The 26,341-nt window shown below is 67.8% G+C and carries 22 protein-coding genes; 18 read left to right on the forward strand and 4 right to left on the reverse strand.

All coding sequences use genetic code 11. The features are described 5' to 3' along the window. Positions 1-47 precede the first annotated feature (47 nt). Genes ON45_RS11790 through ON45_RS11820 form a run of 7 tightly spaced genes read left to right on the forward strand, consistent with a single transcriptional unit; the run spans position 48 to position 5,998 of the window. Positions 48-1,265 carry a Tm-1-like ATP-binding domain-containing protein gene (locus ON45_RS11790; protein WP_040494102.1) on the forward strand — a complete coding sequence of 406 codons (1,218 nt, stop codon included), beginning with the start codon at positions 48-50 and terminating at the stop codon, positions 1,263-1,265. Beyond that, positions 1,262-2,089 (forward strand): phosphoenolpyruvate hydrolase family protein, encoded by an 828-nt coding sequence (locus ON45_RS11795; RefSeq protein ID WP_040494104.1) that lies wholly within the window; start codon positions 1,262-1,264, stop codon positions 2,087-2,089. The genes ON45_RS11790 and ON45_RS11795 overlap by 4 nt, the downstream gene beginning before the upstream one ends. 22 nt (positions 2,090-2,111) lie before the next feature. Then, positions 2,112-2,516: a cupin domain-containing protein gene (locus ON45_RS11800; protein WP_040494105.1), complete on the forward strand. Its 405-nt coding sequence runs from the start codon at positions 2,112-2,114 to the stop codon at positions 2,514-2,516. Between the two features lie 54 nt (positions 2,517-2,570). Further along, positions 2,571-3,455 (forward strand): sugar phosphate isomerase/epimerase family protein, encoded by an 885-nt coding sequence (locus ON45_RS11805; protein WP_040494107.1) that lies wholly within the window; start codon positions 2,571-2,573, stop codon positions 3,453-3,455. Positions 3,456-3,473: 18 nt separating this feature from the next. Beyond that, a complete protein-coding gene (locus tag ON45_RS11810) occupies positions 3,474-4,634 on the forward strand; it encodes a mandelate racemase/muconate lactonizing enzyme family protein (RefSeq protein ID WP_040494108.1) in 1,161 nt (386 codons plus the stop codon). Between the two features lie 4 nt (positions 4,635-4,638). Beyond that, complete coding sequence (locus ON45_RS11815; RefSeq protein WP_051062949.1) at positions 4,639-5,058, forward strand: VOC family protein; 420 nt, start codon at positions 4,639-4,641, stop codon at positions 5,056-5,058. Between the two features lie 16 nt (positions 5,059-5,074). Beyond that, positions 5,075-5,998: a 2-hydroxyacid dehydrogenase gene (locus ON45_RS11820; RefSeq protein ID WP_040494109.1), complete on the forward strand. Its 924-nt coding sequence runs from the start codon at positions 5,075-5,077 to the stop codon at positions 5,996-5,998. Between the two features lie 125 nt (positions 5,999-6,123). Here ON45_RS11820 and ON45_RS11825 read toward each other — a convergent pair whose 3' ends face one another. Further along, the gene (locus tag ON45_RS11825; protein WP_040494111.1) at positions 6,124-13,635 is read right to left on the reverse strand and encodes a DUF5979 domain-containing protein; all 7,512 of its coding nucleotides are present in this window, start codon (positions 13,633-13,635) and stop codon (positions 6,124-6,126) included. Between the two features lie 96 nt (positions 13,636-13,731). Between ON45_RS11825 and ON45_RS11830 the strand changes: the two genes are divergently transcribed. The 5 genes from ON45_RS11830 to ON45_RS11850 all read left to right on the forward strand — a co-directional run bounded on the left by ON45_RS11830 (position 13,732) and on the right by ON45_RS11850 (position 19,600). Beyond that, a complete protein-coding gene (locus ON45_RS11830) occupies positions 13,732-14,361 on the forward strand; it encodes a phosphoribosyltransferase (protein ID WP_040494112.1) in 630 nt (209 codons plus the stop codon). Between the two features lie 81 nt (positions 14,362-14,442). Beyond that, a complete protein-coding gene (locus ON45_RS11835) occupies positions 14,443-15,891 on the forward strand; it encodes an amidase family protein (protein ID WP_040494114.1) in 1,449 nt (482 codons plus the stop codon). 54 nt (positions 15,892-15,945) lie between these two features. Then, the gene (locus ON45_RS11840) at positions 15,946-16,698 is read left to right on the forward strand and encodes an SDR family NAD(P)-dependent oxidoreductase (RefSeq protein WP_040494131.1); all 753 of its coding nucleotides are present in this window, start codon (positions 15,946-15,948) and stop codon (positions 16,696-16,698) included. A 90-nt stretch (positions 16,699-16,788) separates the two neighbouring features. Then, positions 16,789-18,546, forward strand: coding sequence for an N-acyl-D-amino-acid deacylase family protein (locus ON45_RS11845; protein WP_040494115.1), 1,758 nt, complete (start codon positions 16,789-16,791; stop codon positions 18,544-18,546). 115 nt (positions 18,547-18,661) lie between these two features. Beyond that, positions 18,662-19,600 (forward strand): TIGR03621 family F420-dependent LLM class oxidoreductase, encoded by a 939-nt coding sequence (locus ON45_RS11850; RefSeq protein WP_040494132.1) that lies wholly within the window; start codon positions 18,662-18,664, stop codon positions 19,598-19,600. Between the two features lie 22 nt (positions 19,601-19,622). Here ON45_RS11850 and ON45_RS11855 read toward each other — a convergent pair whose 3' ends face one another. The 3 genes from ON45_RS11855 to ON45_RS11865 are packed head-to-tail and all read right to left on the reverse strand — an operon-like array spanning position 19,623 to position 21,034. Continuing rightward, positions 19,623-20,045, reverse strand: coding sequence for a nuclear transport factor 2 family protein (locus ON45_RS11855; RefSeq protein WP_040494117.1), 423 nt, complete (start codon positions 20,043-20,045; stop codon positions 19,623-19,625). 7 nt (positions 20,046-20,052) lie between these two features. Continuing rightward, the gene (locus tag ON45_RS11860; RefSeq protein WP_040494118.1) at positions 20,053-20,550 is read right to left on the reverse strand and encodes a VOC family protein; all 498 of its coding nucleotides are present in this window, start codon (positions 20,548-20,550) and stop codon (positions 20,053-20,055) included. After that, a complete protein-coding gene (locus ON45_RS11865) occupies positions 20,543-21,034 on the reverse strand; it encodes a VOC family protein (protein ID WP_040494120.1) in 492 nt (163 codons plus the stop codon). The genes ON45_RS11860 and ON45_RS11865 overlap by 8 nt, the downstream gene beginning before the upstream one ends. A 187-nt stretch (positions 21,035-21,221) precedes the next feature. On the opposite strand from ON45_RS11865, the gene ON45_RS11870 reads away from it, so the two are divergent. The 6 genes from ON45_RS11870 to ON45_RS11895 form a co-directional block, all read left to right on the forward strand. After that, positions 21,222-21,962 (forward strand): FadR/GntR family transcriptional regulator, encoded by a 741-nt coding sequence (locus tag ON45_RS11870; RefSeq protein WP_040494121.1) that lies wholly within the window; start codon positions 21,222-21,224, stop codon positions 21,960-21,962. 26 nt (positions 21,963-21,988) lie between these two features. Next, on the forward strand, positions 21,989-22,849 hold the full coding sequence (locus ON45_RS11875; protein WP_040494123.1) for a ribokinase: 861 nt from the start codon (positions 21,989-21,991) through the stop codon (positions 22,847-22,849). A gap of 122 nt (positions 22,850-22,971) precedes the next feature. Next, positions 22,972-23,475, forward strand: coding sequence for a VOC family protein (locus ON45_RS11880; protein ID WP_083914842.1), 504 nt, complete (start codon positions 22,972-22,974; stop codon positions 23,473-23,475). Then, entirely contained in the window at positions 23,472-23,948 is a 477-nt protein-coding gene (locus ON45_RS11885; protein WP_083914844.1) for a cupin domain-containing protein, read from the forward strand. The genes ON45_RS11880 and ON45_RS11885 overlap by 4 nt, the downstream gene beginning before the upstream one ends. After that, positions 23,945-26,047, forward strand: a complete 2,103-nt coding sequence (locus ON45_RS11890; RefSeq protein WP_040494127.1) for a hydantoinase/oxoprolinase family protein — start codon at positions 23,945-23,947, stop codon at positions 26,045-26,047. Before ON45_RS11885 ends, ON45_RS11890 begins: the two co-directional genes overlap by 4 nt. Beyond that, positions 26,044-26,341 (forward strand): hydantoinase B/oxoprolinase family protein (locus ON45_RS11895; RefSeq protein WP_040494128.1); only part of this gene is annotated, 298 nt, incomplete at its 3' end. The genes ON45_RS11890 and ON45_RS11895, both read left to right, overlap by 4 nt.

Below are 26,341 nucleotides of genomic sequence, written 5' to 3' on the forward strand. Positions count from 1 at the left end.
CCATCGGGTGTCAGACACCCGATGGCACGCGCGGAAGGGGAGAACCGATGAGCAGCGTCCTCGTCGTCGGGACCGGCGACACGAAACGTCTCGAGCTGGAATACGTACGCGACCTGATCAGGGCGGCCGGCGCCGACGCCGTGTTCGTCGACGTCGGGACGACCGGCCACGAGTCCGCCGGCGATGTCACACCCGAGGCTGTCGCGGCGCACCACCCGGACGGCGCGGACGCAGTCGAGTCCGATGATCGCGGCGCGGCGATCTCGGCGATGTCGGTCGCCTTGGAGCACTACGTGCTCGCGAACTCCGACGATGTCTCGGGCATCATCGGCGCCGGTGGATCGGGCGGGACAGCGCTCGTGACACCGGCGATGCGCGCGCTTCCCGTCGGCGTGCCGAAGATGATGGTGTCGACCGTGGCCTCGTCGAACGTCGCTCCCTACGTCGGACCGGCCGACATCGCGATGATGTACTCGGTGACCGACGTGTCGGGCATCAACCGGATCTCTCGGCAGGTGCTCGGCAACGCCGCACACGCGATGGCGGGAATGGTCGCCAACACCGTGCCCGCCGGCCGGTCGGATCTTCCGCCGGTCGCGCTCTCGATGTTCGGTGTCACGACGCCTCTCGTCACCCGGCTGTCACAGGAGCTCGCCGATCGGTACGACCCGTTGGTGTTCCACGCGACCGGCACGGGCGGGCAGTCGATGGAGAAGCTCGTCGACTCGGGCATGGTCGTCGCCGTACTCGACATGACCACGACCGAAGTGGCCGACGAGCTGGTCGGTGGAGTGTTCCCGGCGGGACCGGGTCGGATGGACGCGATCGCGCGCACCGGTGTTCCCTACGTCGGTTCGGCCGGTGCGGTCGACATGGTCAACTTCGGCGCCATGGCCACGGTCCCGAAGGAGTTCGCCGATCGGAACCTGCACGTCCACAATGCTCAGGTCACGCTGATGCGCACGACCCCCGCCGAGAACACCGCGATCGGCGAGTTCATCGCGCGCAAGCTGAACGCGTGCACCGGCCCCGTGCGATTCCTGCTGCCCGAGGGTGGTGTGTCGATGATCGACGCACCCGGCCAGCCGTTCCACGACCCGGTCGCCGATGACGCGTTGTTCGCCGCGATCGAAGCAAACGTGGAGCAGAACGAGAACCGCGTCGTCACGCGTGTGGCGGCGAACATCAACGAAGAACCGTTCGTCGAGGCGGTCATGTCGGCGTTCGCCGATGTGATGCCCGCCGATCAGGGAGGTACGTCATGACCCCGACCCGCAGTGAATCGCTCGCCAAGTTCCGGGGGATGGTCGAGCGACGCGAACCGATCGTCGGCGGCGGCGCCGGAACCGGCCTGTCCGCCAAATGGGAAGAGGCCGGCGGCATCGACCTGATCGTCATCTACAACTCCGGCCGGTACCGCATGGCGGGCCGTGGCTCGCTGGCCGGACTGCTCGCCTACGGCAACGCGAACGAGATCGTGGTCGACATGGCCAAGGAGGTGTTGCCGGTGGTGCAGCACACGCCGGTGCTCGCTGGGGTCAACGGCACCGACCCGTTCTACCAACCAGAGATCTTCCTCCCGGAGCTGACCCGGCTCGGTTTCGCCGGCGTCCAGAACTTCCCGACCGTCGGCCTGATCGATGGGACCTTCCGTCAGAACCTCGAAGAGACCGGCATGGGCTACGACCTCGAGGTCGAGATGATCCGCGTCGCTTCGTCGCTCGACATGCTGACCACGCCGTACGTGTTCAGCGAGGACGACGCCATCGCGATGACCGAGGCGGGCGCCGACATCATCGTCTGCCACATGGGACTCACGACCGGTGGCAGCATCGGAGCCGAGACCGCGTTGACGCTCGACGACTGTGTCGAGAAGGTCGACGCGTGGGCCGCCGCGGCACGAACGGTGCGCGAGGACGTGATCGTGCTGTGCCACGGCGGGCCGATCGCGATGCCCGACGACGCCACGTACGTGCTGCAGCGCTCGTCGGGAGTCAACGGTTTCTACGGGGCGTCGAGCATGGAACGCCTTCCGACCGAACAGGCGCTCAAGGCGCAGACCGAGGCCTTCAAGGCCGTCACCTTCTGAATCGAGATCGAAGGAGAACATCATGTGTTTCATCTGTCAGGACGACGTCGAGTGGGAAGAACTCGACTGGGGCGACCTCGGCTGGGCCGTTCGTCCCGCCAACGTGCCCGACGCCGAGAATCTCTGTGTTCTCGACGTGAAGATCCAGCCCGGCCAGGGCCACGACTTCCACCGCCACCCCAACCAGGAGGAGGTCATCTTCCTGCGCAGCGGATCGGTCGAGCAGTGGGTGCTCGAGGAGCAGCGTCAGCTCGTTCCGGGCGACATGGCATTCGTTCCGATGGACACGGTGCACGCCACCTTCGTCGCACCGGACGCCGCCGAGCCCGCTCGGCTCCTCGTCGTGCTCGGCCCGAGTCACGGAGTCGAGGGATACGAAGCGGTCGACGCGTCGACCGAAGAGCCGTGGGCATCGCTCCGCAGCTGAATCCGAAGTTCACATACACACAACGCCGGTTGTCGGCGGAAGGAGGGCACCACGGTGCACCTGTCAATGCATAACTGGATGCGATCGGAGCCGCTCGAGGTCACCCTCGCTCGGCTGAAGCGGTGCGGCTACGGCAGCATCGAGATCAAGGGGGAACCCGACCAGTACGACACGTCCGAGGTCCGCGACCTGCTGAAGAAGTACGAGTTGGACTGCTGGGGCGCGGTCACGCTCACCCTCGGCGACCGGAACCTGTGCGCCAAGGACGAGGCGCAGCGCGCGGCCACCGTCCAGTACATGAAGGACGTCGTCACGATGGTCAAGGAACTCGACGGCCACGAGGTCACGATCGTTCCCGCGACCGTCGGCAAGGTCGAGCCCGACGCCACGCCCGACGAGGAATGGCAGTGGGCCGTCGACGGGCTCAAGGAGGTCCACGAGGTCGCGAGCGCCGCCGGGGTGCGGATGGCGATCGAGGGTCTGAACAGGTTCGAGACCTACTTCGTGAACCGCGGCGACCAGGCTCTGGCACTCGCCGATGCGGTCGCTCCCGACGTGGGGATCTGCCTCGACGCGTTCCACATGAACATCGAGGAGATCGACTTCTATCAGGCGATCCGTGACGCCGGCGACCGCCTCGTCGACTTCCACGTCGCCGACAACAACCGCATGGCGTGCGGGATGGGAGCGCTCGACTGGGCCAAGATCGTCGGCACGCTGCAGGACGTCGGCTACGACGGTGCCCTCACCGTCGAGTTCGTCGCTCCGGTCGACCGGACTCCGGCCAACAAGTTCCCCGATGCGGTCGAGACCAACCCGGTCGACATCAGCGCCGAGGAACTGCAGTTCATCATCGACCACGGAAGCAGCCTGCTGTCGGAGGAGTTCTACGACATGCTCGTCGAGAAGTGCGCCACCACGCTGCTTCCGTTGATCTGATTCGGAGGCACTGACCAGATGAAGATTCGAGACGTGCGGGCGCGGTGGATCCACTGCCCGATCCCCGTCGAACAGCAGCACGTCTCGGACTTCGGTCGGATCTCCAGCTTCGACGCCGCGATCATCAGCGTCGAGGTCGACGGCGGCGTGGTGGGATGGGGCGAAGCGAAGGCGGGGGTCGGGAGCTCCGGTCCGTGCCGCGCCGTCGTCGAAGCGGTGAACGACGAGTACGCCCCTGCGCTCGTCGGCCTCGACGCGCGGAGGATCACTGCGATCTGGGACACGATGTACAACGGCACGCGGGCGGGGTACGCGCTCGAACGCGGGCGCGGATTCCCCGTCCTGGGCCGTCGGGGCGTGACGATGAGCGCGATGAGCGGCATCGACATGGCGCTGTGGGACGTGGTCGGCAAGTCGCTCGATCTGCCGGTCGTCGACCTGTGGGGTGGACCGTGCACCGACACCCTGCCGGCCTATGCGAGCGGCGGATGGGCCGACGCCGACAACATCGGTGCCCAACTCCAGGGATACGTCGACCACGGGTTCGACGCGGTGAAGATGCGCGTCGGGATCATGGACGGCGATGTGGCCACCAGCGTCGCCCGGGTCCGCGCTGCCCGCGACGCGCTCGGCCCCGACATCGGTCTGATGGCCGATGCCCACGGCACCTACAACTCGACCGACGCGATGCGCTTCCTCGCCGGTGTCGAGGACGTGAACCTGCGCTGGTTCGAGGAACCGGTCAACGCCGACGACCTCGCCTCGGCTCGGCGGGTCCGCGCGTCGACGCGGACGCCGATCGCAGCGGGGGAGAGCGAGTCGACCCGGTTCGACTTCCGCGAGCTGATCGCGCATGAAGCAGCCGACGTGCTGCAGCCCGACCTGGCGATCTGCGGCGGGCCGACCGAGGGCCGTCGCATCGCCGCGCTCGCCGAAACGCACCAGTTGGAACTCGCACCGCACTGCTGGGGCTCCGCGTTGTCGTTCAACGCGGGCGTGACGCTTGCGTTCGCGAGTTCGGCGGCGCGCACCGTCGAGTACTCGCTCGGCGGGAACCCGTTGCTCCGCGAGATGCCGGTCGAGGCTCCGGTGGTGGACAATGGTGTGGTCCACGCACCGACGAAGCCGGGGTTCGGCATCGAGCCTCGGCCCGACTTCCTCCAAGAATTCGAGAGGTGACCAGATGTCCAGTTCCATTCAGCACGTCAACGTGATGGTCGACGACCTCGTCGCGGCGAGTGAGTTCTACGAGAAGGTGATGGGCTTCGAGAAGTCCCCGACGCCGGACCTCGGCTTCCCCGCGCAGTTCTTCGCGGTGGGGGGTGGCCAGGAGATCCACGTCAACGAACTGTCGGACGTGCATCCCGAGCGCTCCCACTTCTGCGTCCGCCTCGACGACTTCAACGCCGTGTTCGCCCGCGCACTCGAACACGGCGTGTTCGAAACCGAGACGTGGGGTCACGCGCGACGCCTGCCGACCGGGGTGATGCAGGCGTTCGTCCGCGATCCGGCGGGCAACCTGATCGAGTTGTCGTGTGAGGCCGACCAGCCGGTCGACCCGTCGATCTACGACCTCGACTTCTTCGACTCGACCTCGGTCTGACGCTCGGCGGCCGGTCATGATCCTGCTGCTGGAGACGGTCCACGACGACGCGCTGCGCGTGCTGGAAGCGGCCGGTCCGGTCGAACTCGTCGAGGACCTCGATGCGTTCGATCCGGCTGCGTACGACGGCGTGCGGGCGATCGTCACCCGCGGTCGCGGGCGGGTGACCGCAGAGGTGATGGCGGCGTTCCCCGAACTCGAGGTCGTCGCGCGGTGCGGCGCCGGCCTCGACAACGTGGACACGGAGGCAGCGGCGCGCGAGGGGATCGCGGTCGTGCACGCGCCCGGTCTCACCACGAACACGGTCGCCGAGCACGCGTTGATGTTGATGCTCGCCGTTGCGCGCCGGTTGACCGAGGTCGACGCGGCGGTGAAGGGCGGGAACTGGGGAGTCCGCAACGGGTTCATCGGGACCGAGTTGAACGGCAAGCGGCTCGGGATCGTCGGGTTCGGGGCCATCGGCGGGAGGATCGCCGAGATCGGTCAGGCACTCGGGATGGACGTGGCATGCACGACTCGACGGACGACCGGCGTCGCCGTGCCGCGGGTCGACTTCGACGAGCTGGTCGCCACGTCCGACGTGATCCAGATCTGCGTGCCGTTGACCGCTGCGACGACGTCGATGTTCGGTACGACCGAGTTCGCCCGGATGAAGTCGACCGCGATCCTCGTCAACACCGCGCGCGGTGCGATCGTCGACCAGGAGGCGCTTGCCGACGCACTCGAAGCTGGTGAGCTGGCCGGATACGGCACCGACGTGTGGGATCCCGAACCGCCGTTCGGCGGCGACCGGGTGCTCGCCCACCCGGGGACGGTCGTCACCCCCCACGTCGCCGGCTTGACCGACGTGACCTACCGAGCGATCTGCATGCTGCCGTGCCACGCGGTCGCGTCGATCCTCGCCGGCGACGACCCCGACCCCGCCGCCGTCTTCCGCTAGTCACCCTCCCGTGCCGTCCCTCTCCCGTTTGCGTTGCACTTCTGGTTGCTCGGCGCACCAGAAGTGCAACGCAAACGGGGAGTGGAGTGAGGCGGGGGTGATGCGGTGTTGGGGTGAGGGGGTGGTCAGGCGTTCGCGGCGCGGCGCCGGATCAGCACGACGAGTGCGGTGCCCGCGCCGAGCAGGAGCACGGCGATCTGGAGCATGCGACCGAAGCCGGACCCGCCCGTGCTGGGAAGGTTGCCGGGCACCGTCGTGGTGGTCGCCGACGGTGCGGCGGTCGTGGTGGTCGGATCCGGCGGGAACTCGTTCGTCACGGTGAGGGTGACGACCGTGCCGTCACCGACCACGACACCCTCGGCGGGCTCGATGGTCACCGACGTGGCGCCCTGCGACTCGGTCTCCTCGAACTGACAGACCGCGCCCGTCGCCAGATCGTCGATCGTCGCGGTCAGCGGCTGGTCTCCGCCGAGGATCACGTCGTCGTCCCAGACCGTACGGACGCCGGTGGGATCGTCGAGGATGCACTCGACCGCGACGGTGAACGGACCGGCGGCACCGTCGGCGGCGGTGTTGCCGCTGACCACCTTGGTGATCTCGACCGAGCCGGAGGTGAACACGTTTCCGACCGTCACGGTGGTCTCCGAGTCGAGGGTCACGGTCACGGTTTCACCTTCCGGATCGACCACCACGTTCTCCGCCGGGTCTGCCGTTGCCGTCTTCGCCGCCGCTCCTTCGTCATCGGTCTCGGTGACGGTGCAGATCGAGCCGACCGGGATCCCGGTCAGTTCGACGGTCTCGCCCTCGTCGATCCGGAAGATCATCGGGGACCCGGTGTAGCCGTCGGCCCACACCCGGATCGGGAGGACCATGCCCGGGATACGAAGTCTGCAGTCGACGCTGAACTCGAACGGGCCGTACGGAACGGGAGTTCCATCTTGGTCGACGGCGCTCGATTCGACCGTCTTGGTGATCGAGAGGGGAGCGTCGTCGAAGTCGTTGGTGAGGGTGACGGTCTCGATCGTCTGATCGTCACGGGTGACCGTGGCCGTCGTCGACGACTCGGAGGTCTGGCCGTTGTCGCCCTCCACGAGCGTGCAGGTGGCGCCGTACGGCAGGTTGTTGATCGTCTGCGGGGTTCCCGGCTCGAGCGTCAGGGGATTGACGGCGTCGAGCGGCACGTCCACCCCGACCGATGTGCACGACAGGTCGACCTCGTACGAGTCGGGGGCGAACGCCGCGGCGTCGCCGGTCACGACCTTCTCGACCGAGATCGGCCCGTTGGCGAGCGCGACGCCCACGCGCGGACGCTCGGAGACGAGGGTGTAGCTCTCCTGCTGGGTGGGTGTGAGGAACCGTCCGGACGTGCCGACCGTGTTGTACGCCTGGAGGTCGGGCTGCTCCTGCGGTGCGGTCACGTCCGAGGCAGGGGCGAGTGGTGGTGCCACCATCTGGAGATCGACGTCGGTGGATTCTCCCGGTGCGAGCGCGGTGGCAGGGAGAATTTCGACCTGGATGCCGGTGGCATCGGTCGGGATGGTGCCGCCGGTGGCCTCGGTCCACGTGAGCGCAGGGCAGAGCAGGTTGGGCGCGGCGCCTCCGACGGGCGGCGCGCCCGCATCGCATGCACTCGCCCCGGTCGTGTACCACACGGTGAGCGTTCCGAAGGTGGGATCGACGAGGGTCGGCGCGGCGCCGGTCAACGTCGGTTGCCACTGGCTGCCGCGTCCGAGCGCGGGGACCGTGGCCAGGCTGTCGCCGACCGCGGGGAGCGAGTCGATTCCGAGGATGCGGTCGATCTCGAGGTTGCCGGTGTTGACGAAGCGCATCCGCCAGGTGATGTCGCCTCCCGGTTCGGCGATCGGGACGCACGGACGGGCGTAGAAGCCATCCGGATCGGCGGTGCATCCGATCTGTACCTGTGTCGCGGGATCGGTGGTGACCCCGAGCACGTCGGAACCTTCTGCCCGCACGAGCTTGACGACGGACATCGCGCCGGCGACCGACACCGAGTTGGATGCCGACGCCTGACACTCACCGGTGTCCGGGTCGAGGGTTCCCTCCGTGCATTCGTCCCACGGGCGATCGCCGGTCACACCGAACGTGTTCTCGAACGGGACTCCGGCGGGGAGGCCCGGTCGGGGGAACATGTCGAACGAGATCGTGTACGTCGCGCCGATCGGCAACGTGCTTCCATCCGGGAACGTGAACGTGAGTGAGGTGTCGGTGGTGACGACCGTGACCTCCGCAGGATCCGTCGGCATGCTCGGCGGGTCAGCCGGGTCGAGTGTGTACGCGTAGTTCGGATCCGTTGCGACGAGCACCATCGGTCCGTCCGCGTCCTCCGGAAGCGTGTCGACGACGACCGGGTTGGTGATGTCGACATCGCCGGTGTTCTCGATCGTCAGCGTGTAGGTGAAGATCTGCCCCGGCGGGAGGATGCTGCCGTCCGGGCTCTTGCTGACGCCGACGCTGTTGCTCGCGTGCAGGTAGTCGATCGTGGCTTCAGCGGTGCCGTCGGCGGTCAATGGATCGCCGTTGAAATCGACGTCCGAACTCGTGATCATCGCGGTCATCTCGTTCGTCGCCCTGCCCGGGACCGTCTCGCCCGGGGCCGGCGGGTACTGGACGAGGTCGGGCAGCACCGGTCCACCGGTGTTCAACTCGTCGCGACGGGTGACATCGAACGAGATGGTCTGGTTCGGTGTCGCGGGGTTCTCCCAGTTGGCGCCGTCCACGCGGGTGAATGTGTACCGCAGCCCTTGCACCTGGTCGGCCGTCACGCCGGTGGGCAGCGTGAGCGCTGGGCCGGTCGTCGGCACGCCATCGGTCCATGCGGCGCCGGTGAGGACCGGCGCGCCGGTTCCGCCGTCGATCGACCAGCTTCCGCCGGTCAGCGCATCGACTCGCACCTGATCGATCGGGAACGTGAACGCCACGTCCCCGAGGGTGTCGAGGTCGTACTGGTTCCAGAACCGCGGATCGGCGTCGGTGAGCACCATCTCGACCGTGCGCGACGGACCGTCGGGTTGGCCACCGATCGTGACCGTGGCCGGGCCGTTGCTGGGTTCTGTCAGCGTGGACGGGTTGATCGACTTCGACGCGGTGACGCTCAGGCCCTGCGCGAACAGGTCGATGTCGGCATCGGATGTGGAGTCGGCGATCCAGTTGTCGGGATTCGGAACGTTGGGGAAGTCGACGAGGTCGGCGCCGTCGACGGTGGCCTGGTTGTCGACGGTCTGACCACCGGTCGGTCGTGTCATCGAGGTGCGGCCCTCGGTGCGCAGCCGCATGTCGAAGACGACGGTCGCGGTGGTGGGTGCGACGGCGCCTGCGTCGATGCGCCCGGTGTAGGTGATCTCGATGCCGGTGACGCCGGTGAGGTCGGCTTCGGTGAGTGCCAGCGCGTCGGTGCGGGTGTAGTCGGTGGGGGTCGCCCCGGTCAGCGTGATCGTCACGTCGTCGGCGCCGATGTCGGCCGGTGGGGTGATCGTGGTGAAGCCCACGAGGTTGAACCACTCGAACGAGTCGCCGTTGGTGTCGTCGGTGATCGTGAGTTCGTCGATCTTCGCCGGAGTGGTGTTGGCGCCGGTCAACGTGACGCGCGCGGTCGGGTACTGGTCCTGCGGGACGCCCACCTCGGGGATCCCGAGTGGGCCTCCGTCGATCATCTTGGTCGAGTTGACGGTGACCGGAACATCGGCGAGCTCGATGACGTCGCCGTCCTGGTACCGCTGGACCGGAGTCGAATCGGTGGGGTTCACGAAGGCATCGGCACCAGCGGTGTTGAGGATCTCCCCGGCGTTCGCCGTGTTGTAGACGACCTCCTCGATCACCGGAACCCCGGGGTCGCTCCGGCGGACGTCACGTAGCTCGAACACGGGGTGGATGTGGCGATCGTTGCCGGCCGACGGCGCGACGCCGGTTCCGACCGGGGGAGCCCCGGCGGTCAACCGGTCGACACGGGTCGGGCTCTCGATGTAGGTCAGCCGGAAGCCGATCGTCGTGTCACGTTCCGCATCGGGAATGGTGTAGCCGGGGAAGGTGCCGTCGCACGCGGCGGGGCACGGGTCGCCGGGAGCGGGCACCCAGGTGGTTCCCTGGAGCAGTTCGATCTGGGCGATCTGGTCGTAGGTGAGGTGCGGGTCGTCGGCCGCGGAGATCGGATCGATCCGGAGGAGGTCGAACTCGTCGTACACGCTGTCGGGAAGCGCCACGTTGGCGCCGTCGGCCATGTCGCTGATCTCGACGCGGCCGAGACCGGTGTAGCCCTGGGTGGACCACGAGATCGTGGCACCCGCCTCGGCTTGCGAGCGCGAGTTGATCAGATTGACGTCCCACGCCTTGTCGATCGGGTCGAGGTTGCCAGGATCGGCCGGGGTGATCACGACCTCGTCGCAGGCCTCGCCCGAGTTCGCATCGTCGACACCGGTGCGGTTGGCCGATGAGTTGGCGCAGTCGGTGTAGGTGACCGGGTCGGTGCCGCTGTTGATGACAGCCGCCGCCTCTGGCCGCAGGCTGAAGGCCAGATTGGGCGCGACCGAGGTACCGGGCGGGAAGCCGCCCTCGCACGGGTCCACGGCGGGCGCCGCGTTGTAGACGAAACGGATGCCGGTCGCGCTGTCGGAGATGTTCGCCGGAATCGACTGGTTGACGATCGTGGCGCCTTGGATGTCCTCGAGTCCGGGAATCGGCGTCCAGATGGCGCCGTCGGGATCGGTGGTGTACTCGACGGTGAGCGACGAGCAGGCCGGAACGGGGGTGGCGGTCACCGACTGCGGCTGGAAGATCGAGAACCAGTCGGGATCCTGGGCGTCGGGTAGCTCCGATGGTTCCTGCACGATGATCTGGTCGGCATCGACCGACGACTCGGGGAACGGAGCGAGGTTCCCGTTGAGCTGGACGGTCACGATCTCTCCCGGCTGGGCGGGGAGTTCGTTCGGGAAGATCGACTTGTCGACATCGATGGCGAGCCGATCGACGACGGTGCGGATCGTGTCGAAGTCGAACGCGCGGGCGGAGCTGTTGTTGCCGTCGGTGCCGTCGACGCGGACGATGTTCAACCTCGTGAGCTCGTCAGGATCCTGGTCCGGGTCGGTGTCCACCGTGAACGGAATGGTCGCCGTCGCGCCGGCCGCGATGCCGTTGCCGTCGGTGTCGGTGAATTCGACGGTGAATCCGGTGACGTCGCAGGAGGGGTCGGGGTCGGGAAGCGTGTCGACCGTCGTGGTGGTCTGTGGCGTCTGTGGCACACCGCTGCACTCGTAGGCGATCGTCGCCTCGTCGGCGCCGGTCGGCCATTCGACGCCGGACGTGAAGCCGGTGAAGGTCAACCCGTTCTCGAACGGGTTGTTCAACCCCGGCGCCGGTTCGGTGATCGTCATCGACTCCATCGGCGAGAGCGCGGTGTCGGGTGTCGTGTTGGTACCGACGAGATTCACGGTGGCGGAGTCACCCGCGTTCACGGTCGACGGGTCGATCGTCTTGTCGGCGTCGACGCCGATCTCGCTGCCGCGGATCTGGAAGTCGGCGTCGGCGGTGGCGTCAGCGGTGTTCCCCTCGGGGTCGGTGACGGTGGTCTGGACGTCGTTGTCGATCTGGAGGCTGCCTCCCGGGATCGGATCGGGGAGATTGCCGCGCTGCGCGAGGTCGAGATCGATCGACGCCGTGGCACCGGGCGGGATCCCGCTGTCGTCGGTGTCGGTGAACGTATAGCGCACGCCGTAGATGTCCGCGGGGTCGACTCCGGCGGGAAGTGCGGCCGGGGGTCCGACCGGACCCGCGACCCACGTGTTCGTGCTGGCGTCGTAGACCTCGACCACGACCTCGTCGGCCCCGTCGGGCATGGTGACGGGGCCCAGACCGGTGACCGCCAGGTAGCCGAACGGACTGGTCGCGACGTCGGTCGGTGGCGGATCGGTGGCCGGATCCTGGATGACCATTTCCTCCACCGGGACGTTGGAGGTGTTCGTGCCGCTGATGTTCAACGTGATCGGGTCGGTCGAGTCGGCCAAGTCCGTGTCCGGCGTGTACGACTTGCTCGTGTCTGCGGCGATCGTCGGCTCGATGTCGGGTGTGACCGTGGCGGTGCCGTCCTTCGGGTCGGCGTTGTCGGCGTCGACCGTGGCCGTATTGACGATCGGAACGCCGTTCTGGTCGACTGGGATCGTCGGATCGACCTGGACCGGGATCGTGATGGTCACGATCTCACCCGCCGCGAGTCCGATGTCGCCGTCGTCGAGGTCGTCCTGGAAGGTGATCACGATCGGCGGTCCGTCGTCGACGATCGGCGGAGTCGACGTGCCGGTGACCTGGACCGGTCCGTTCGGGATCAGGTACGACGGCAACGGATCGGTGACCGTGGCGTTCAGGCAACCGGTCACGGTCGCCGTGGTGCACTGCACCTGGATGGTGTAGTTGAAGGTCTGGCCGGGTGTGACGTCGCTGACGTCGGCGACCTTCTGGATCGACAGGGAACCGGAGATCTCGTTCGGATCGATGGCCGCCGGAACGATCACCAGGTCGATCGCCTGCTGCACCATGGCGACGGCGGCCCCGACCGGAGCGATCATTCGTGCCACGGTCCCCGCTTCGGCCTCCTCGTCGTCGGTGGATTCGCCGTCGTCGCTCGTCTCGTCGTCGCTGGTCTCGTCGTCGACGTCGGACTCCTCCTCGTTCGACTCGTCGTCGACGACGGGGGCGGGAACGTCGATCGTGAAGCTGGCGTCGTGGTCGTCCGATGCGGTGCCGCCGTCGGCCACGACCGTCGTGCGCGCCGTCGCTTCGAACTCGATGTCCTCGTCGAGCTCGAGTCCCTCACGCAGCTCCAGCTCGAGCTCGACCGAGGCGCTCGCGCCCGGTGCAATCCCGCTGTCGTCGGTGTCGGTGTACGTGATCCGGACGCCCTCGATGGTCGACTCGTCGAATTCGGCAGGCAGCGCGGCCGGCGGGCCGACCGGACCGGGCGTCCATGACCCGTTGGCGCGAACTTCGACGGTGACCTCGTTGGCACCCTCCGGCATCGTGACGCTGCCGAGATCGGTGGCGGCGAGATGGTCGAACGGGTTGGTGCTCGAGGCTGGAGCGGTGTCGGCCGGGACCTGGATGGTCAGGGAATCGACGGGGACGTTCGAGGTGCTCGTTCCGGTGAGTGTCAGGACCACCGGGCTGGTGGCACCGAGCACCGCGCTCGACGGAACGAACTGCTGGGTGGACGAGGCACCGAGCGTCTGGGATCCGGACTCGTCGTCGGGTTCTCCGTCGGCCACGGTGGTCGTCGAACCGGGCGTGTCGCCGTCGTCGGGATCGGTGGAACCGTCGGTCGTCGCGGTCGGTTCCGTCGAGGTCGTGGTTTCGTCACCCGAGGTGACCGGAGGGTTCGTCGTGGTGGAATCGATCGGCGGTGTGGTGGTGCTCTCCGGCGTGGATGACGTGGTCGGCTCCGGCTCGGGTTGGGGAGCGGTGGTGGACGCGGTGCTCGTCGTGGAGTCCGGGGCGACCTGCGCGGCCACCGGCGATTCCCCGATCGGGAGGACTCCGAACGCCGCCGCGAGGACGGCGAGCCAGGCGATGAGGCGCCGGCGCGGACGGCTCGCGCTCACGATCCGAGGCAGGGTGGTGCCGGAGGACTGAGACATCCGACACAAGCTATCGTTGAGACGGTGGGCTTTCCAAGAAAGTCTCAACCTCTTGTTGAGAGTGTCCGTGGGCTCGAATTCGGGGAGTGATCGATCATGGGTTACCGGGATCGTCGAGCCGGTGGCCGTCGTCTCGGAGCGGCGCTGGCCGACCTGAAGCTGTCGTCACCGTTCGTGCTCGCGCTCCCGCGAGGTGGGGTCCCGGTCGGTGCGGAGATCGCGCAGACGTTGGATGCACCGCTCGACGTGTTCGTCGCGCGCAAGGTCGGTGCGCCCGGACACCCGGAGTACGGCATCGGCGCCATCGCCGAGGGTTCCGACGAGGTCGTGTGGTCGACCCAGGTGCCGACGATGTTCGACGTGACGGGTCCTCGCGTCCAGGCGACCGTTGTCGACGAGCGTCGGGAACTGGCGAGGCGTGTCGAGCGGTATCGACCCGATCGGGCGCTGCCGGAACTTTCGTCGCATGATGTCGTCCTCGTCGACGACGGACTCGCGACGGGCATCACCGCCGAGGCAGCGCTTCGTGCACTGTCTCGTCTCGCGCCGCGACACCTGGTGCTCGCCGTACCCGTCGGAGCGTCCGACGCGGTCGAGCGGCTGTCCGCTCTCGCCGAGGTCGTGTGTCTGGAAACGCCGCGGAGCTTTCGTGCCGTCGGACTGCACTACGACGACTTCCGCCAGGTCACCGACACCGAGGTCGACGACCTGCTCCGAACGGCCTGACCTCCCACGGCGGGCCGCTGGCACCCACACGTGCGGCTACGTTCGGACTTCCGGAGAGCCCACGAGGGAGAGGACCCATCGATGAGCGAAATCGGTGTCTACAGCACGGCCACGCAGATGTTGGCGGCGCTCGACGCCCGAACGATCTCGAGTCGGGAGCTGGTCGAACTCCACCTCGATCGCATCGCGTCGATCGACGGTGACCTGAACGCAGTGCCGGTCCCGACGGCGGAGCGCGCCCGCGCCGCAGCATCGGCGGCTGACGAGGCGCGGTCGGCGGGTGCGACGGGTCCGCTGCTCGGTCTCCCCATGACGCTGAAGGAGTCCACACGCGTCGCCGGACTCCCGCAGTCGGCCGGAGTTCCCGGACTCGCCGAACACGTCCCCGACACCGACGGCCCGATCGCCCGGGCCGTCCTCGATGCCGGGGCGTGCGTGCTCGGCAAGACGAACATCCCGTTCGCGCTCACCGACTGGCAGGCCGACAGCGAGGTCTACGGACGCACCAACAACCCGTGGGACCTCGACCGATCGCCCGGCGGCAGTACCGGTGGCGGTGGCGCCGCGCTGGCGGCGGGCATGACACCGCTGGAGATCGGGAGCGACATCGGCGGGTCGATCCGAGTGCCGGCTGCCTACTGCGGCGTCTACGGACATCGACCCTCCGAAACCGCGGTCCCGCGCGAGGGCGCGTTCCCGATGTCCGATCACCACAACCCCGGCGTCGTGATGCCCGTGCAGGGGCCGCTCGCCCGGAGCGCCGACGACCTGGAGCTGTTGTTCGATGTCGTCGCCGGCCCACCCACGGGAGAGGAGGGATGGCGACTTCACCTACCGGCGTCGCGTCACGATCGGATCTCCGACTTCCGCGTGGCGGTGATGCCGCTCGACCTGCTCACCCGACCGTCCGATGCGATGGGCGGTGCGGTCGATGAATTGGCGAGGTTCCTCGGTGAGGCGGGAGCGACCGTCTCGACGGCGATGCCGGAGATCGACGTCGAGACCTACTACCACGACTACCTCACCACCCTGATGCTGATGACCACCCGGGGGATGACGGCCGAGGCGCGCGAGGCGAGTGCTGCGACCATGATCGACACCGGGGACCCGGACGCGATCGCCCGCGCGCGTGGCCTCACCCTGAGCGGCGCCGACTACCTGGCCGTACTCGATCGCCGCGAACGAGCCCGCGTCGAGTGGGCGGAGTTCTTTCGCCACTGGGATGTCGTGATCTGTCCCACGATTCTCGGCTCGGCCCATCCGCACCAGACGGGTCGATTCGAGTCGCGGACACTCGACATCGACGGGCGCGAGGTCCCCTATGGCGACAACGTGACGTTCCCGATGTGGGCGATCTTCGCCGGCCTTCCAGCGACCGCCTTTCCCGCCGGTCCCGATTCCGCCGGCCTCCCGCTCGGACTGCAGGCGATGGGTCCCAACCTGGAGGACCGAACGACGCTGCGGTTCGCTCAACTGCTCGAGCGCGAGTGGCGCGGTTTCGAACCGCCACCGGCCTTCGCGGTGTCCTGAACGCCTTCGAGCACAGACCGAGAGCGACGCGTCGGCCTCACTACGTTGCCCATGATGTCGTTCGATTTCGTGGGGAAGCATGCGGTGGTGACCGGCGCGAGCCGGGGGATCGGCGAGGCGATCGCGCGGCAGCTCGACGCGGCGGGTGCACGCGTGGCGCTCGTGGCCCGAAGTGCCGACCGGCTGGAGGCGATCGCTGCCGACCTCGCTCACGACCCGTTGGTCATCCCCGCCGATCTGTCCGAGCATTCCGCGGTCGAACACATCTCGACGTCCGTTCTGGACGCATTCGGTGGACTCGACATCCTGATCAACAACGCGGCCGTCGAGCGCAATCAGCCGGCGTCGAAGGTGACCGGCGAGGCGATCGACGAGACGTTGTTCGTCAACCTGCGTCAGACGTTCATGCTCTGCTCGGCGTTCGCGAAGCCGTTGTTCGCGTCGCGTGGCTCGATCGTGAACGTCACCTCCACCGCAGCCACGGGTGCCGGTGGAACGCAAGGCGCGTACGCAGCGTCGAAGGGCGGATTGAACACGCTCACGAAGAACCTCGCGAACGAGTGGGCACCGAAAGGCGTCCGGGTGAACGCGGTGGCCCCCGGGCTGGTCGACACGGAAATGTGGGAGCCGACGTTCGACAAGCTCGGCGAGGATGCGGTCCGCGAGCGGTTCGTGAAGAGCGTCCCGCTCGGGCGATGGGGAACCGCGGACGAGATCGCCGACGTGGCGTGCTTCCTCGCGTCCGACCAGGCGACGTACGTGACGGGTCAGGTCCTGCGCGTCGACGGTGGCATGACGAACCTGTAGCGCGGTGCCCCGCCGACTCCCCGCCGGAAACGGCGCCGCAGTACCGTCGATCTCACAGCCACCGCGGCTGCCAGGACAGGGGATCCAAACATGCATGACGTCGTGATCAAGAACGGAACGTTGGTCGACGGGACCGGGTCGGCACCGGTGGCCGGCGACCTCGCGATCAGCGATGGTCTGATCGCCGAGGTGGGAGGCTCGATCACCGCTCCGGCACGCCGCACGATCGACGCCGACGGCGCGATCGTCACGCCGGGCTGGGTCGACGTGCACACCCACTACGACGGTCAGGTCAGCTGGGATCAGCAGATCGCCCCGTCGTCACACAACGGCGTCACGACGGTCGTCATGGGGAACTGCGGTGTCGGGTTCGCTCCGGTTGCCCCCGGTTCCGAGCAGGCCTTGATCGAGCTGATGGAAGGTGTGGAGGACATTCCTGGTGCCGCGCTGCACGAGGGGATGGACTGGGGCCAGTGGGAATCGTTCGCCGACTATCTCGACTACATCGACGGTCGCCAGTACGCGCTCGACGTCGGCGCCCAGATCGCACATGGAGCTGTCCGCTTCTACGCGATGGGCGAGCGCGGTCGGGTCAACGAGGACTCCACCGCGGATGACGTCGATGCGATGGGCCGCATCGTGGCCGACGCGCTCGAGGCGGGCGCGGTCGGGTTCAGTACGTCGCGCACGATCGGACACCGCGCCCTGTGGGGCGAACCCGTGCCCGGAACCTTTGCTGCCGACGACGAACTGCTCGGGATCGCGGAACACATGCGCCGCGTCGGCAAGGGCGTGTTCGAGATGATCCCGGCCGGCACGGTCGGCAAACTCGACGCGCTCGGTGGCGAGAAGACGACGCAGGAACTCGAACACGATCTGATGCGTCGCTTCTCGATCGCCAGTGGTCGTCCCGTCACGTTCACGCTCGTCCAGTCACCCGACTACGACCCGGATCTGTGGCGCGACATCCTCCGGATGACGGCCGACGCGAATGACGCCGGTGCCCGGATGTTCCCGCAGGTGTCGTCGCGTCCGATCGGTTTCCTGACCGGGTTGAGCGGCTACCACGCGTTCATGCGCAAGCCCACCTACATCGATCACCTGGCATCGTTGCCGCTCGCCGAGCGGGTGGTCGTGATGAGTGACCCGGAGATGAAGGCCAAGCTGCTCGCCGAGCCGGACATCCGCCCGGAGGAGCCGGGCTCCATGGAGAACGTGTACGGGTTGTTCACGCGCGCCGCGCCGGTGATGTACCCGATGGACAGCCCCGTGGACCTGGAGCCGGCGTTGTCCGACACGATCGGCGCGCGAGCCGCCGCTGCCGGACGTGACCCGCTCGACTACCTCTACGACTTCATGCTGGAGGACGGCGGAACGCGGTTCGCATCGCTGAGCACGGTCGACGTCGCGGACCGGATGAACGTGCTGCGCGAGATGCTCGTCGACCCGCACACGGTCACCGGACTCAGTGATGCCGGCGCGCACGTCACGCTCATCTGCGACGGATCCGCACCGACCACGCAGTTGACCTACTGGACGCGCGACCGCGGTGGCGAGCAACTCCCGCTCGAGTTCATCGTCAACAAACAGACGGCGCGCAACGCGGCGCTCTACGGGTTCGACGATCGCGGCACGCTGGAAGTCGGCAAACGGGCCGACGTGAACGTGATCGACCACGCCAATCTCTCGGTTGACGCCCCGGTGGCCCACCACGACCTGCCCGCCGGTGGAACCCGGCTCATGCAGCCGGTGAAGGGCTACGTCGCGACGCTCTGCAACGGCGTGGTCACCCGCGACAACGACACCGACACCGGCGAGTTCCCGGGTCGCCTCGTCCGCAGCAGCTGACATCACACCGCCTCTCCACCCCGATCTCGTGAACAGTTCGCGCATGGGGCGCGGGAACTGATCACGAGAACGCAGGAATCCACGGGGTCGGGGTGACTGTGCGATGCTCGCTCGCATGACGCATCCCCGTCCTTTCCGCTTCGGTGTCATGGCCGCCAACGCTCGCTCGTCGTCCGAATGGACCGACACGGCGAAGAAGGCGGAGGACCTCGGCTACTCGACGTTGTTGATGCCCGACCACTTCGGCGACCAACTCGCGCCGATCGCGGCGCTGTCGACCGCTGCGGCGGTGACCGAGACGCTCCGTGTCGGATCGCTCGTCTTCGCCAACGACTTTCGTCACCCGGCGCTCCTCGCGAAGGACACCGCCACGATCGACCTGCTCAGTGACGGCCGGCTCGAAGTCGGCGTCGGCGCCGGATGGATGACCGACGACTACACGTGGACCGGGGTCGAGCACGACCGACCCGGTGTGCGGATCGACCGCATGATCGAGTCGATCGAGATCCTGCGTGGGCTCTGGGGCCAGGGCGCGTTCTCGTTCGACGGCGACCATTACACGATCACCGAGATGGACGGTCAGCCGAAGCCGGTGCAGGCGGGCGGACCACCGATCGTCGTCGGAGGTGGAGGAAAGCGTGTCCTTTCCACGGCAGCCCGTCTTGCCGACATCGTCGGCGTGAACCCCAATGTCGGCGAGGGCAAGGTCGGCCCCGAGGCGATCGCCTCGATGTCGGCCGACGCCACCGAGGAGAAGCTCGGCTGGGTTCGCGACGCCGCGGGTGACCGGTTCGACGACATCGAGATCAGCATCCTCAAGTTCGTCACCATCGTCACCGACGACCGCGACGAGGTCGCCGGGAAGGTCGGCGGCGCGATGGGCATGGACGCCGACACGCTCCTCGCCAGCCCGCACACGCTCGTCGGCTCCGCGGATCAGATCGCCGAGGAACTGATCGCTCAGCGCGAGCGGTGGCAGGGCTCGTACGTCACCGTGCAGTCGGACGCGCTCGAGGCGTTCGCTCCCGTGGTCGCCGCCCTCGCCGGAACCTGACGGCCGCGGAGACGCCGGGGACTCACCCCGGGGGGAGCCCGGTCTGTCGATAGAAGGTGAGCGAATCCCAGCAGTCGAGGCGCCGGCTGACGAGGCCGTCGCGGACGCTGATCCACATCACGCCGGGAATGTCGATACGGGTGCCCTCGACATCGGCACCGAACCGATACCGGACCACGACCTCGCTGCCGCCCTGGCTGTCGCCGAGCAGTTCGCCGATCGCCGTTTCCGTGACGTCGTAGCGACGGTTCGGAAAGTTGGCGAAGAAGTCGGGGAGGCGCCGGGCGTACTCGTCACGGCCGACGCAGCCGGACCCGAGTTCTGCGTGGTGCTCGTTGCGGAAGTCGTCGCTCACCAGCGCCGCGACGAGGTCCGGATCAGCACCGCCGAGCGCCGCGACGTAGTCGAGTGCGGTCGACAGATCGTCGTGGTTCCCGGCGCTCACGGGTCCGTCAGCCCCACTTCTCGCGGACGGTCTCGTAGACGCCTTGATCGAAGGAGAACTCGACGAGGTTGCCGTCGGGGTCCTCGAGCATGCAGATGTAGCCGATCGGGTCGGGCATCATCCGCGCCGGCATCGCGAGGCATCCTTCGGCTTCGGCGCGAGCTGCCGTGGCGTCGACCTCTGCCTTCGTGGGGAGTTCGATGCCGAGGTGGTTGAACGGTGCGAGCTTGGCCAGCGGGGCCGGTGCGAACGGGTCGCGACCCTCGAAGAACTGTGCGAGGACGAGGACGAACGGGAACTCCTTCTGGTCCGAGTGTCCGAGCCAGGCGCCGTAGCCGTCCTCGTCCTCACGTCGGTCGAGGAGTTCGAGGTCGGTGTAGCGCTCGTAGAAGTCGATCGTCGTGTCGATGTCCTTGACGCGCAGTGCGATGTGGGTCCACCGTGATTTCGTCGGACGGAGTTCGTGTGCGGCGGCGTCGCTGCCCTGTTCGACGGTGTCACTCATTGGTCCAGCCTTCCGGGATCTGCGGGTCGTCGCCACCCTTGTTCCACAGGATGAACGTGTTGCCCCAGGGGTCCTTGAACGCAGAGTTGAATCCGTTGAACTCGGCCCAGTAGTGGTCGCGCCACAGGACTTCGCCGCCGCGCTTGTCGGCCTCGCCGAGGATGCGGTCCATCGAGTCGTCCTCGCTGACGAGGATCCACACGCGAGCGGCGCGCCCGTCGGTGGCCAGATGGCGCGGCTCGACACCGTCCGGGTCGGGGTGCGGGCGGGCGTTGGCCGCGTTGTGGATTCCCATGTGCAGGTTGCCGGTCGGGCTCTGCGTGCCGTCGTCGAGCTGGAAGTTCTGGCCGGGCACGATCCGGTGGAACACGCCGGCGGGCCGGGGTTCGACCTCCCACCCGAAGACGGCCTCGTAGAACTCGGCGGTGGCCTCCGGGTCGCTCGACGGGAAGTCGACGAAGATGAGTGTGTTCGGGTACGTCATGGTGGGGAACCTAGCAAAGGTCTGATGGTCAGACCAACGGTCGATGGAGAACGATGGCATCGAGGTGGTCGAACAGTGGTCAAGAGTCAGACCATCAGTTGTTCAGACAGTACGCCGATTCGGAGCGGCCGCAGGACTAGATTGGCGGCGAGGCGGTCCGATGAACGGCCCGGAGAGAGGCGAACCGATGACCAACAGCGCTGTGGCGACCGACGAGGAGGAGGTCGGCTTCGCGCCGGTGACACGCAGCACACTGAGTTCGCAGATCCGCGACCAACTGCTCGAGAGGATCACGTCGGGTGCGCTCGAACCGGGTGCTCGAGTGCCGTCGGAGCGTTCACTCTCCGAGCAGTTCGGCGTCGCCCGAACATCGGTGCGCGAAGCCATGCAGGGTCTGCTCTCGCTCGGTGTCGTGGTCCGTCGCGGCAACCGCTCGTACGTGGCCGAGCAACTCCCCGACGTGTCGTTCGACCAGGTCGACGATCGCAAGCAGTTCGTCGAGCAACTCTTCGAGACCCGTCGTCTCCTGGAGATTCCGATGATCGAACTCGCCGCCCAACGTGGCACACCCGAGCAGCGCGCCGAGATCTCCGAGATCGCCGAGCGATTCTCCGACGAGATGACGCTGCCGGCATTTCGCGAACTCGATCGCCAGTTCCACACCGCTCTCGCCGCTGCCTGCGGAAACCCCTTGTTGGTCGAGCTCTACGGCAAGGTGATGGCGAGGCTCTTCCGTTCGGAGGGTCTCGACTCGCTGCTGTCCGACGATGCGAATCGCAGCGAGGTCGGGCGCATCGTGAGCGAGTCGGCGGCGCAGCACGCGCGCCTTGCTTCGGCCGTGGCCTCGGGCGATGTCGAGCAGGCAGCGCAGGAGGGCGTCGCTCACCTCCGTGCGGTCGAACGCAGTCTCATCGACCGGCTCGTGTAGTCGCCGGGTCGCTACGGTCGCCGCCCATGAGTGAATTCGATGTGGTGGTCGTCGGCAGTCTGAATCTCGACCTCGTCGTGCGCTCGGCGCGCCACCCGTCGCCGGGCGAGACGTTGACCGGAAGTGACTATGCCGAGATCGCCGGTGGCAAGGGCTTGAACCAGGCGGTGTGTGCGGCTCGCTCGGGTGCGCGCGTCGCGATGGTCGGGGCGGTGGGTGACGACCATGCCGGCGAGTACCTGCGTGGCATCGTGCAGACCGAGGGCATCGACGACACGCTGCTCGCGACGCGTCCGGGTGTGCCGACCGGACGCGCGCTGATCACCGTCGACGATTCTGGCGAGAACTCGATCATCATCGTCGCCGGGGCGAACGCGACGGTCGAGGTCGACCGACTCCCGACGAGCAACGTCGTGCTCGCACAACTCGAGACCACGACCGACGTGGTCGAGGAGGCCTTTCGACGCGGCCGTGCGCACGGTGCGACGACGATCCTCAATCCGGCCCCTGCGGCAACGCTTCCCGACTCGCTGCTCGATCACTGCGACGTGCTGGTCCCCAACGAGCACGAAGTCGATCTGCTCGGTGGGCGAGGTGCGCTCGTGTCGCGTGTGGGCCATCTCGTCGTCACCCTCGGTGCCGCGGGCGCCGAGTTGGTCGGCATCGACGGCAGCATCTCGGTTCCTCCGAGTCGCGTCGAGCCGGTCGACACGACCGGTGCCGGCGATGCGTTCTGCGGCTCGCTCGCCGCTCGATTGGCTGCGGGTGACGATGTGGCCGATGCGCTGCGCTACGCGGCAGCGGCCGGCGCGCTGGCCACCACGGTGCGCGGCGCGGTCCCGTCGCAGCCATCCCGTCGCGACGTGCTCGATCTCCTCGACGCCTGAGCCGCCGGGTCAGGTCGCGCTTGACAGCGGTGGGGGGTCGTGGTTTATGGTCTGACCATCAGACCGAACGGAGCGACCGATCGCTCCACGACCCGCCAGGGGCCCCATCGATGATCACAGGGATGAACCACGCCGTGCTGTACGTGCGTGACGCTCGTCGGCACCAGAAGTTCTATGAGGACGTGCTCGGTTTCGAAGCGATCGTCACCCACCCCGATGGCGCCTTCGTGTTCCTGCGCGCGCCGGGATCGCCGAACCATCACGATCTCGCCTGTTTCACCGTCGGTGCCGAGGCCGGACCGACGACCGCCGGTCGTGGGCAGGTCGGGCTCTACCACCTCGCCTGGGAGGTCCCCACCCTGGGTGACCTCCAGGACCACGAGGTCCGTCTCCGCGAGGCCGGTGCGCTCAAGGGTGCGTCCGACCACGGGGTCAACAAGAGCCTCTATGCGATGGATCCCGACGGCATCGAGTTCGAGGTGATGTGGTTGACGCCGCCGGACCTGTGGGGCGACGAGGAGCACCAGGCCATCGTGCGTCCGCTCGACCTCGACGGAGACATCCAGAAGTTCGGACGGGACCGGGCCTCCACGACGCACGTTCCGGCGCCAGGAGTCAGTTCGTGACCACCGTTCCCGACGCCGGGTCGGCATCCGACCAGTACTGCCACTTCTTCGACGACTCCGCTTTCGAGGAGACGACCCGGCCGGGCTTTCGTCGCCGAGTGATCACCGGCGAGAGCCTCCAACTCTGCTTCTGGCGGATCGACGGAGGCGCGACCGGCTCGTACATGCACCAGCACGACGCGCACGAGCAACTCGGTATCGTCATGCGCGGTGAACTCGACTTCCGGATCGGCGAGGTCGACGACGAAACCCGCACGGTCCTGCGTCCGGGCGAGGTGTACCTCGCCCCCCACAAGGTGTGGCACGGTGACTCCGTCTTCGTCGGTGACGACGAGCTCGACGAATGCTGGATCCTCGACGTCTTCAGCCCACCGCGTGACGATCTGCGCGATGCACAGGCCGATCCGACCGTGACGCGACCCGCAGACACCATCCAGCCGTCCGACCAACACGCCCAGGGAGCCGATCGATGAACGACCACGCCGTACCCACGTCCGATTGGCGTCTCGCCGTCGACATCGGAGGCACGTTCACCGACGTCGTCCTCCTCGACGCGTCGTCCGGCGACGTGGTCGTCGACAAGACCCTCACGACGCCGTCGAATCCTCTCGACGGAGTGCGCACCGGAGTCGGTCAACTCCTCGCCCGCGCCGGACTGCGTCCCGCCGATGTCACGGCGCCGATCGTCCACGCCACCACGCTGATCACCAATGCGCTGATCGAGGGCAAGACCGGTCGAGCCGGTCTCGTCACGACGCAGGGCTTCGGCGACACGCTGCTGATCCGCGACGAACACCGCTACGACATGTACGACCTGCAGATCGAGTTCCCGGCTCCGCCGGTCCCACGCGATCGCACCGTCGAGATCGCCGAGCGCACGACCGCCGCAGGCGAGGTCGTCCTGCCTCCGAGCCAGGAGGCCATGCAGGCCGTCGCCGACGAACTCCGTGCCCTGGAGGTCGAGTCGGTCGGGATCTGCCTGCTGAACTCCTATGTCGACGCGACGAACGAGCGGACGCTCGCCGAGTACCTGGAACGCGAACTCGGCGTTCCGGTGTGCATCTCGGCCGACGTGTCACCGCAGATCCGCGAGTACCCGCGCATGGTCACCACGGCCTGCAACGCTGCCACGATGCCCGTCATCGGGCCGTACCTCGACGAACTCCAGAAGTGGCTGTCGGGGGAGGGCTTCGGCGGCTCGGTGCTGATGATGCTGTCGAACGGCGGCGTCGTGTCCGCCGACGACGCGGCCCGCGTCCCGATCCGTCTCGTCGAGAGCGGACCTGCGGCGGGTGCGCTCGCCGGCAAGTGGTTCGCCGAGCGGCTCGACATGGACCGCCTGCTCTGCTTCGACATGGGTGGGACCACGGCCAAGGCGTGCCTCATCGACGGCGGAGAACCCGAGCTCACCAACGTGTTCGAGGTCGCTCGCGCCTACCGCTTCAAGAAGGGCTCGGGCTTCCCGGTGTCGGTCCCGTCGGTCGACCTCGTCGAGATCGGCGCCGGTGGCGGTTCGCTCGCCTGGGTCGACCAGTTCGGTCTGTTGAAGGTCGGACCCGAGTCGGCCGGCGCCGAGCCCGGCCCCGCGTCCTACGGCCGTGGCGGGACCGTACCCGCGGTGACCGACTCCGACGTCGTGCTCGGTCTGCTCGATCCGGCGGCGTTCCTCGGTGGCGACATGCCCCTCGACGGAGCGGCCGCCACGGCCGCCGCTGCGAAGGTCGGCGAATCACTCGACCTCGACCCCGTCAGCGTCGCGGCGGGCATCCACGAGATCGTCAACCAGAACATGGCCGCCGCCGCCCGGATGCACGCCGTCGAGCAGGGTGTCGACCTCCGCGGTGTGTCGATGATCGCGTTCGGTGGTGCCGGCCCGGTCCACGCGTGCGGCGTCGCGGAACTGCTCGAGTCCGACCGGGTGATCTTCCCGGTCAACGCGAGCGTGCTGTCGGCGTTCGGGACGCTGGTGTCGCCGGTCCGGATCGACCTGGCGCGTTCGATGCCCCGGCGTCTCGATGCCATCGACCCGGCCGAACGCACGGCGCTGCTCGACGATCTGCGCAACGAGGGCCGTCGCGTCCTCGCGGCGGCCGGATCGTCCGCCGACGCAGCGCGGTTCCGGTACGGCCTCGACTGTCGATACGCCGGACAGGGCAACGAGGTCACCGTGTGGGTCGGCGAAGGCGACGATTGGCCGGTCACCGACGCCGAGGTCCTCGCCGCATTCGAGGACGAGTACAAGCGGATCTTCGGACTCGCCATTCCGGACGTCGCGGTGGAGATCGTGACCTGGCGTCTCGCCGTGTCGGCCGATGCCGAGCAGGTCACCCCCGAGCCCGTGCCGACCGGGTCGGGCGCCGAGCCGGTGGCGCATCGGCCGATGGTCTTCGGTCGGGGCATGGAGGCGGTCGAGGCCCCGGTCTACAAGCGCGACCAACTCGGCGGAGGGGCGACCTTCGCCGGACCGTGTGTGGTCGAAGAACGTGAAACCACTGCCGTCATCCGTCCGGGATGGAACGTCGAGGTCGGCGCGGACGGCAGCCTCATCGCAACCAGGAGCACAGCATCATGACCATCACAGAAGCGCGTCCGACCTCGGCGGGTGGGTTCGATCCGATCGAACTCGAGATCTGTTGGCAGAGCCTGATCGCGACCGTCAACGAGCAGGCCAAGGCGCTGCAGCGGTCCGCGTTCAGCCCGATCGTGCGCGAGGCGGGCGACCTCGCCAACGCGGTGTTCGATCGCCGCGGTCGGATGGTGGCCCAGGCCGTCACGGGGACCCCCGGCCACATCAACAGCCTCGCGATTGCGGTGCAGAACATCCTGGAGGAGTATCCGATCGACTCCCTCGATGAGGGAGACGTTC

The organism is Ilumatobacter nonamiensis YM16-303 (assembly GCF_000350145.1).
In the GTDB taxonomy this organism is placed as follows: domain Bacteria; phylum Actinomycetota; class Acidimicrobiia; order Acidimicrobiales; family Ilumatobacteraceae; genus Ilumatobacter_A; species Ilumatobacter_A nonamiensis.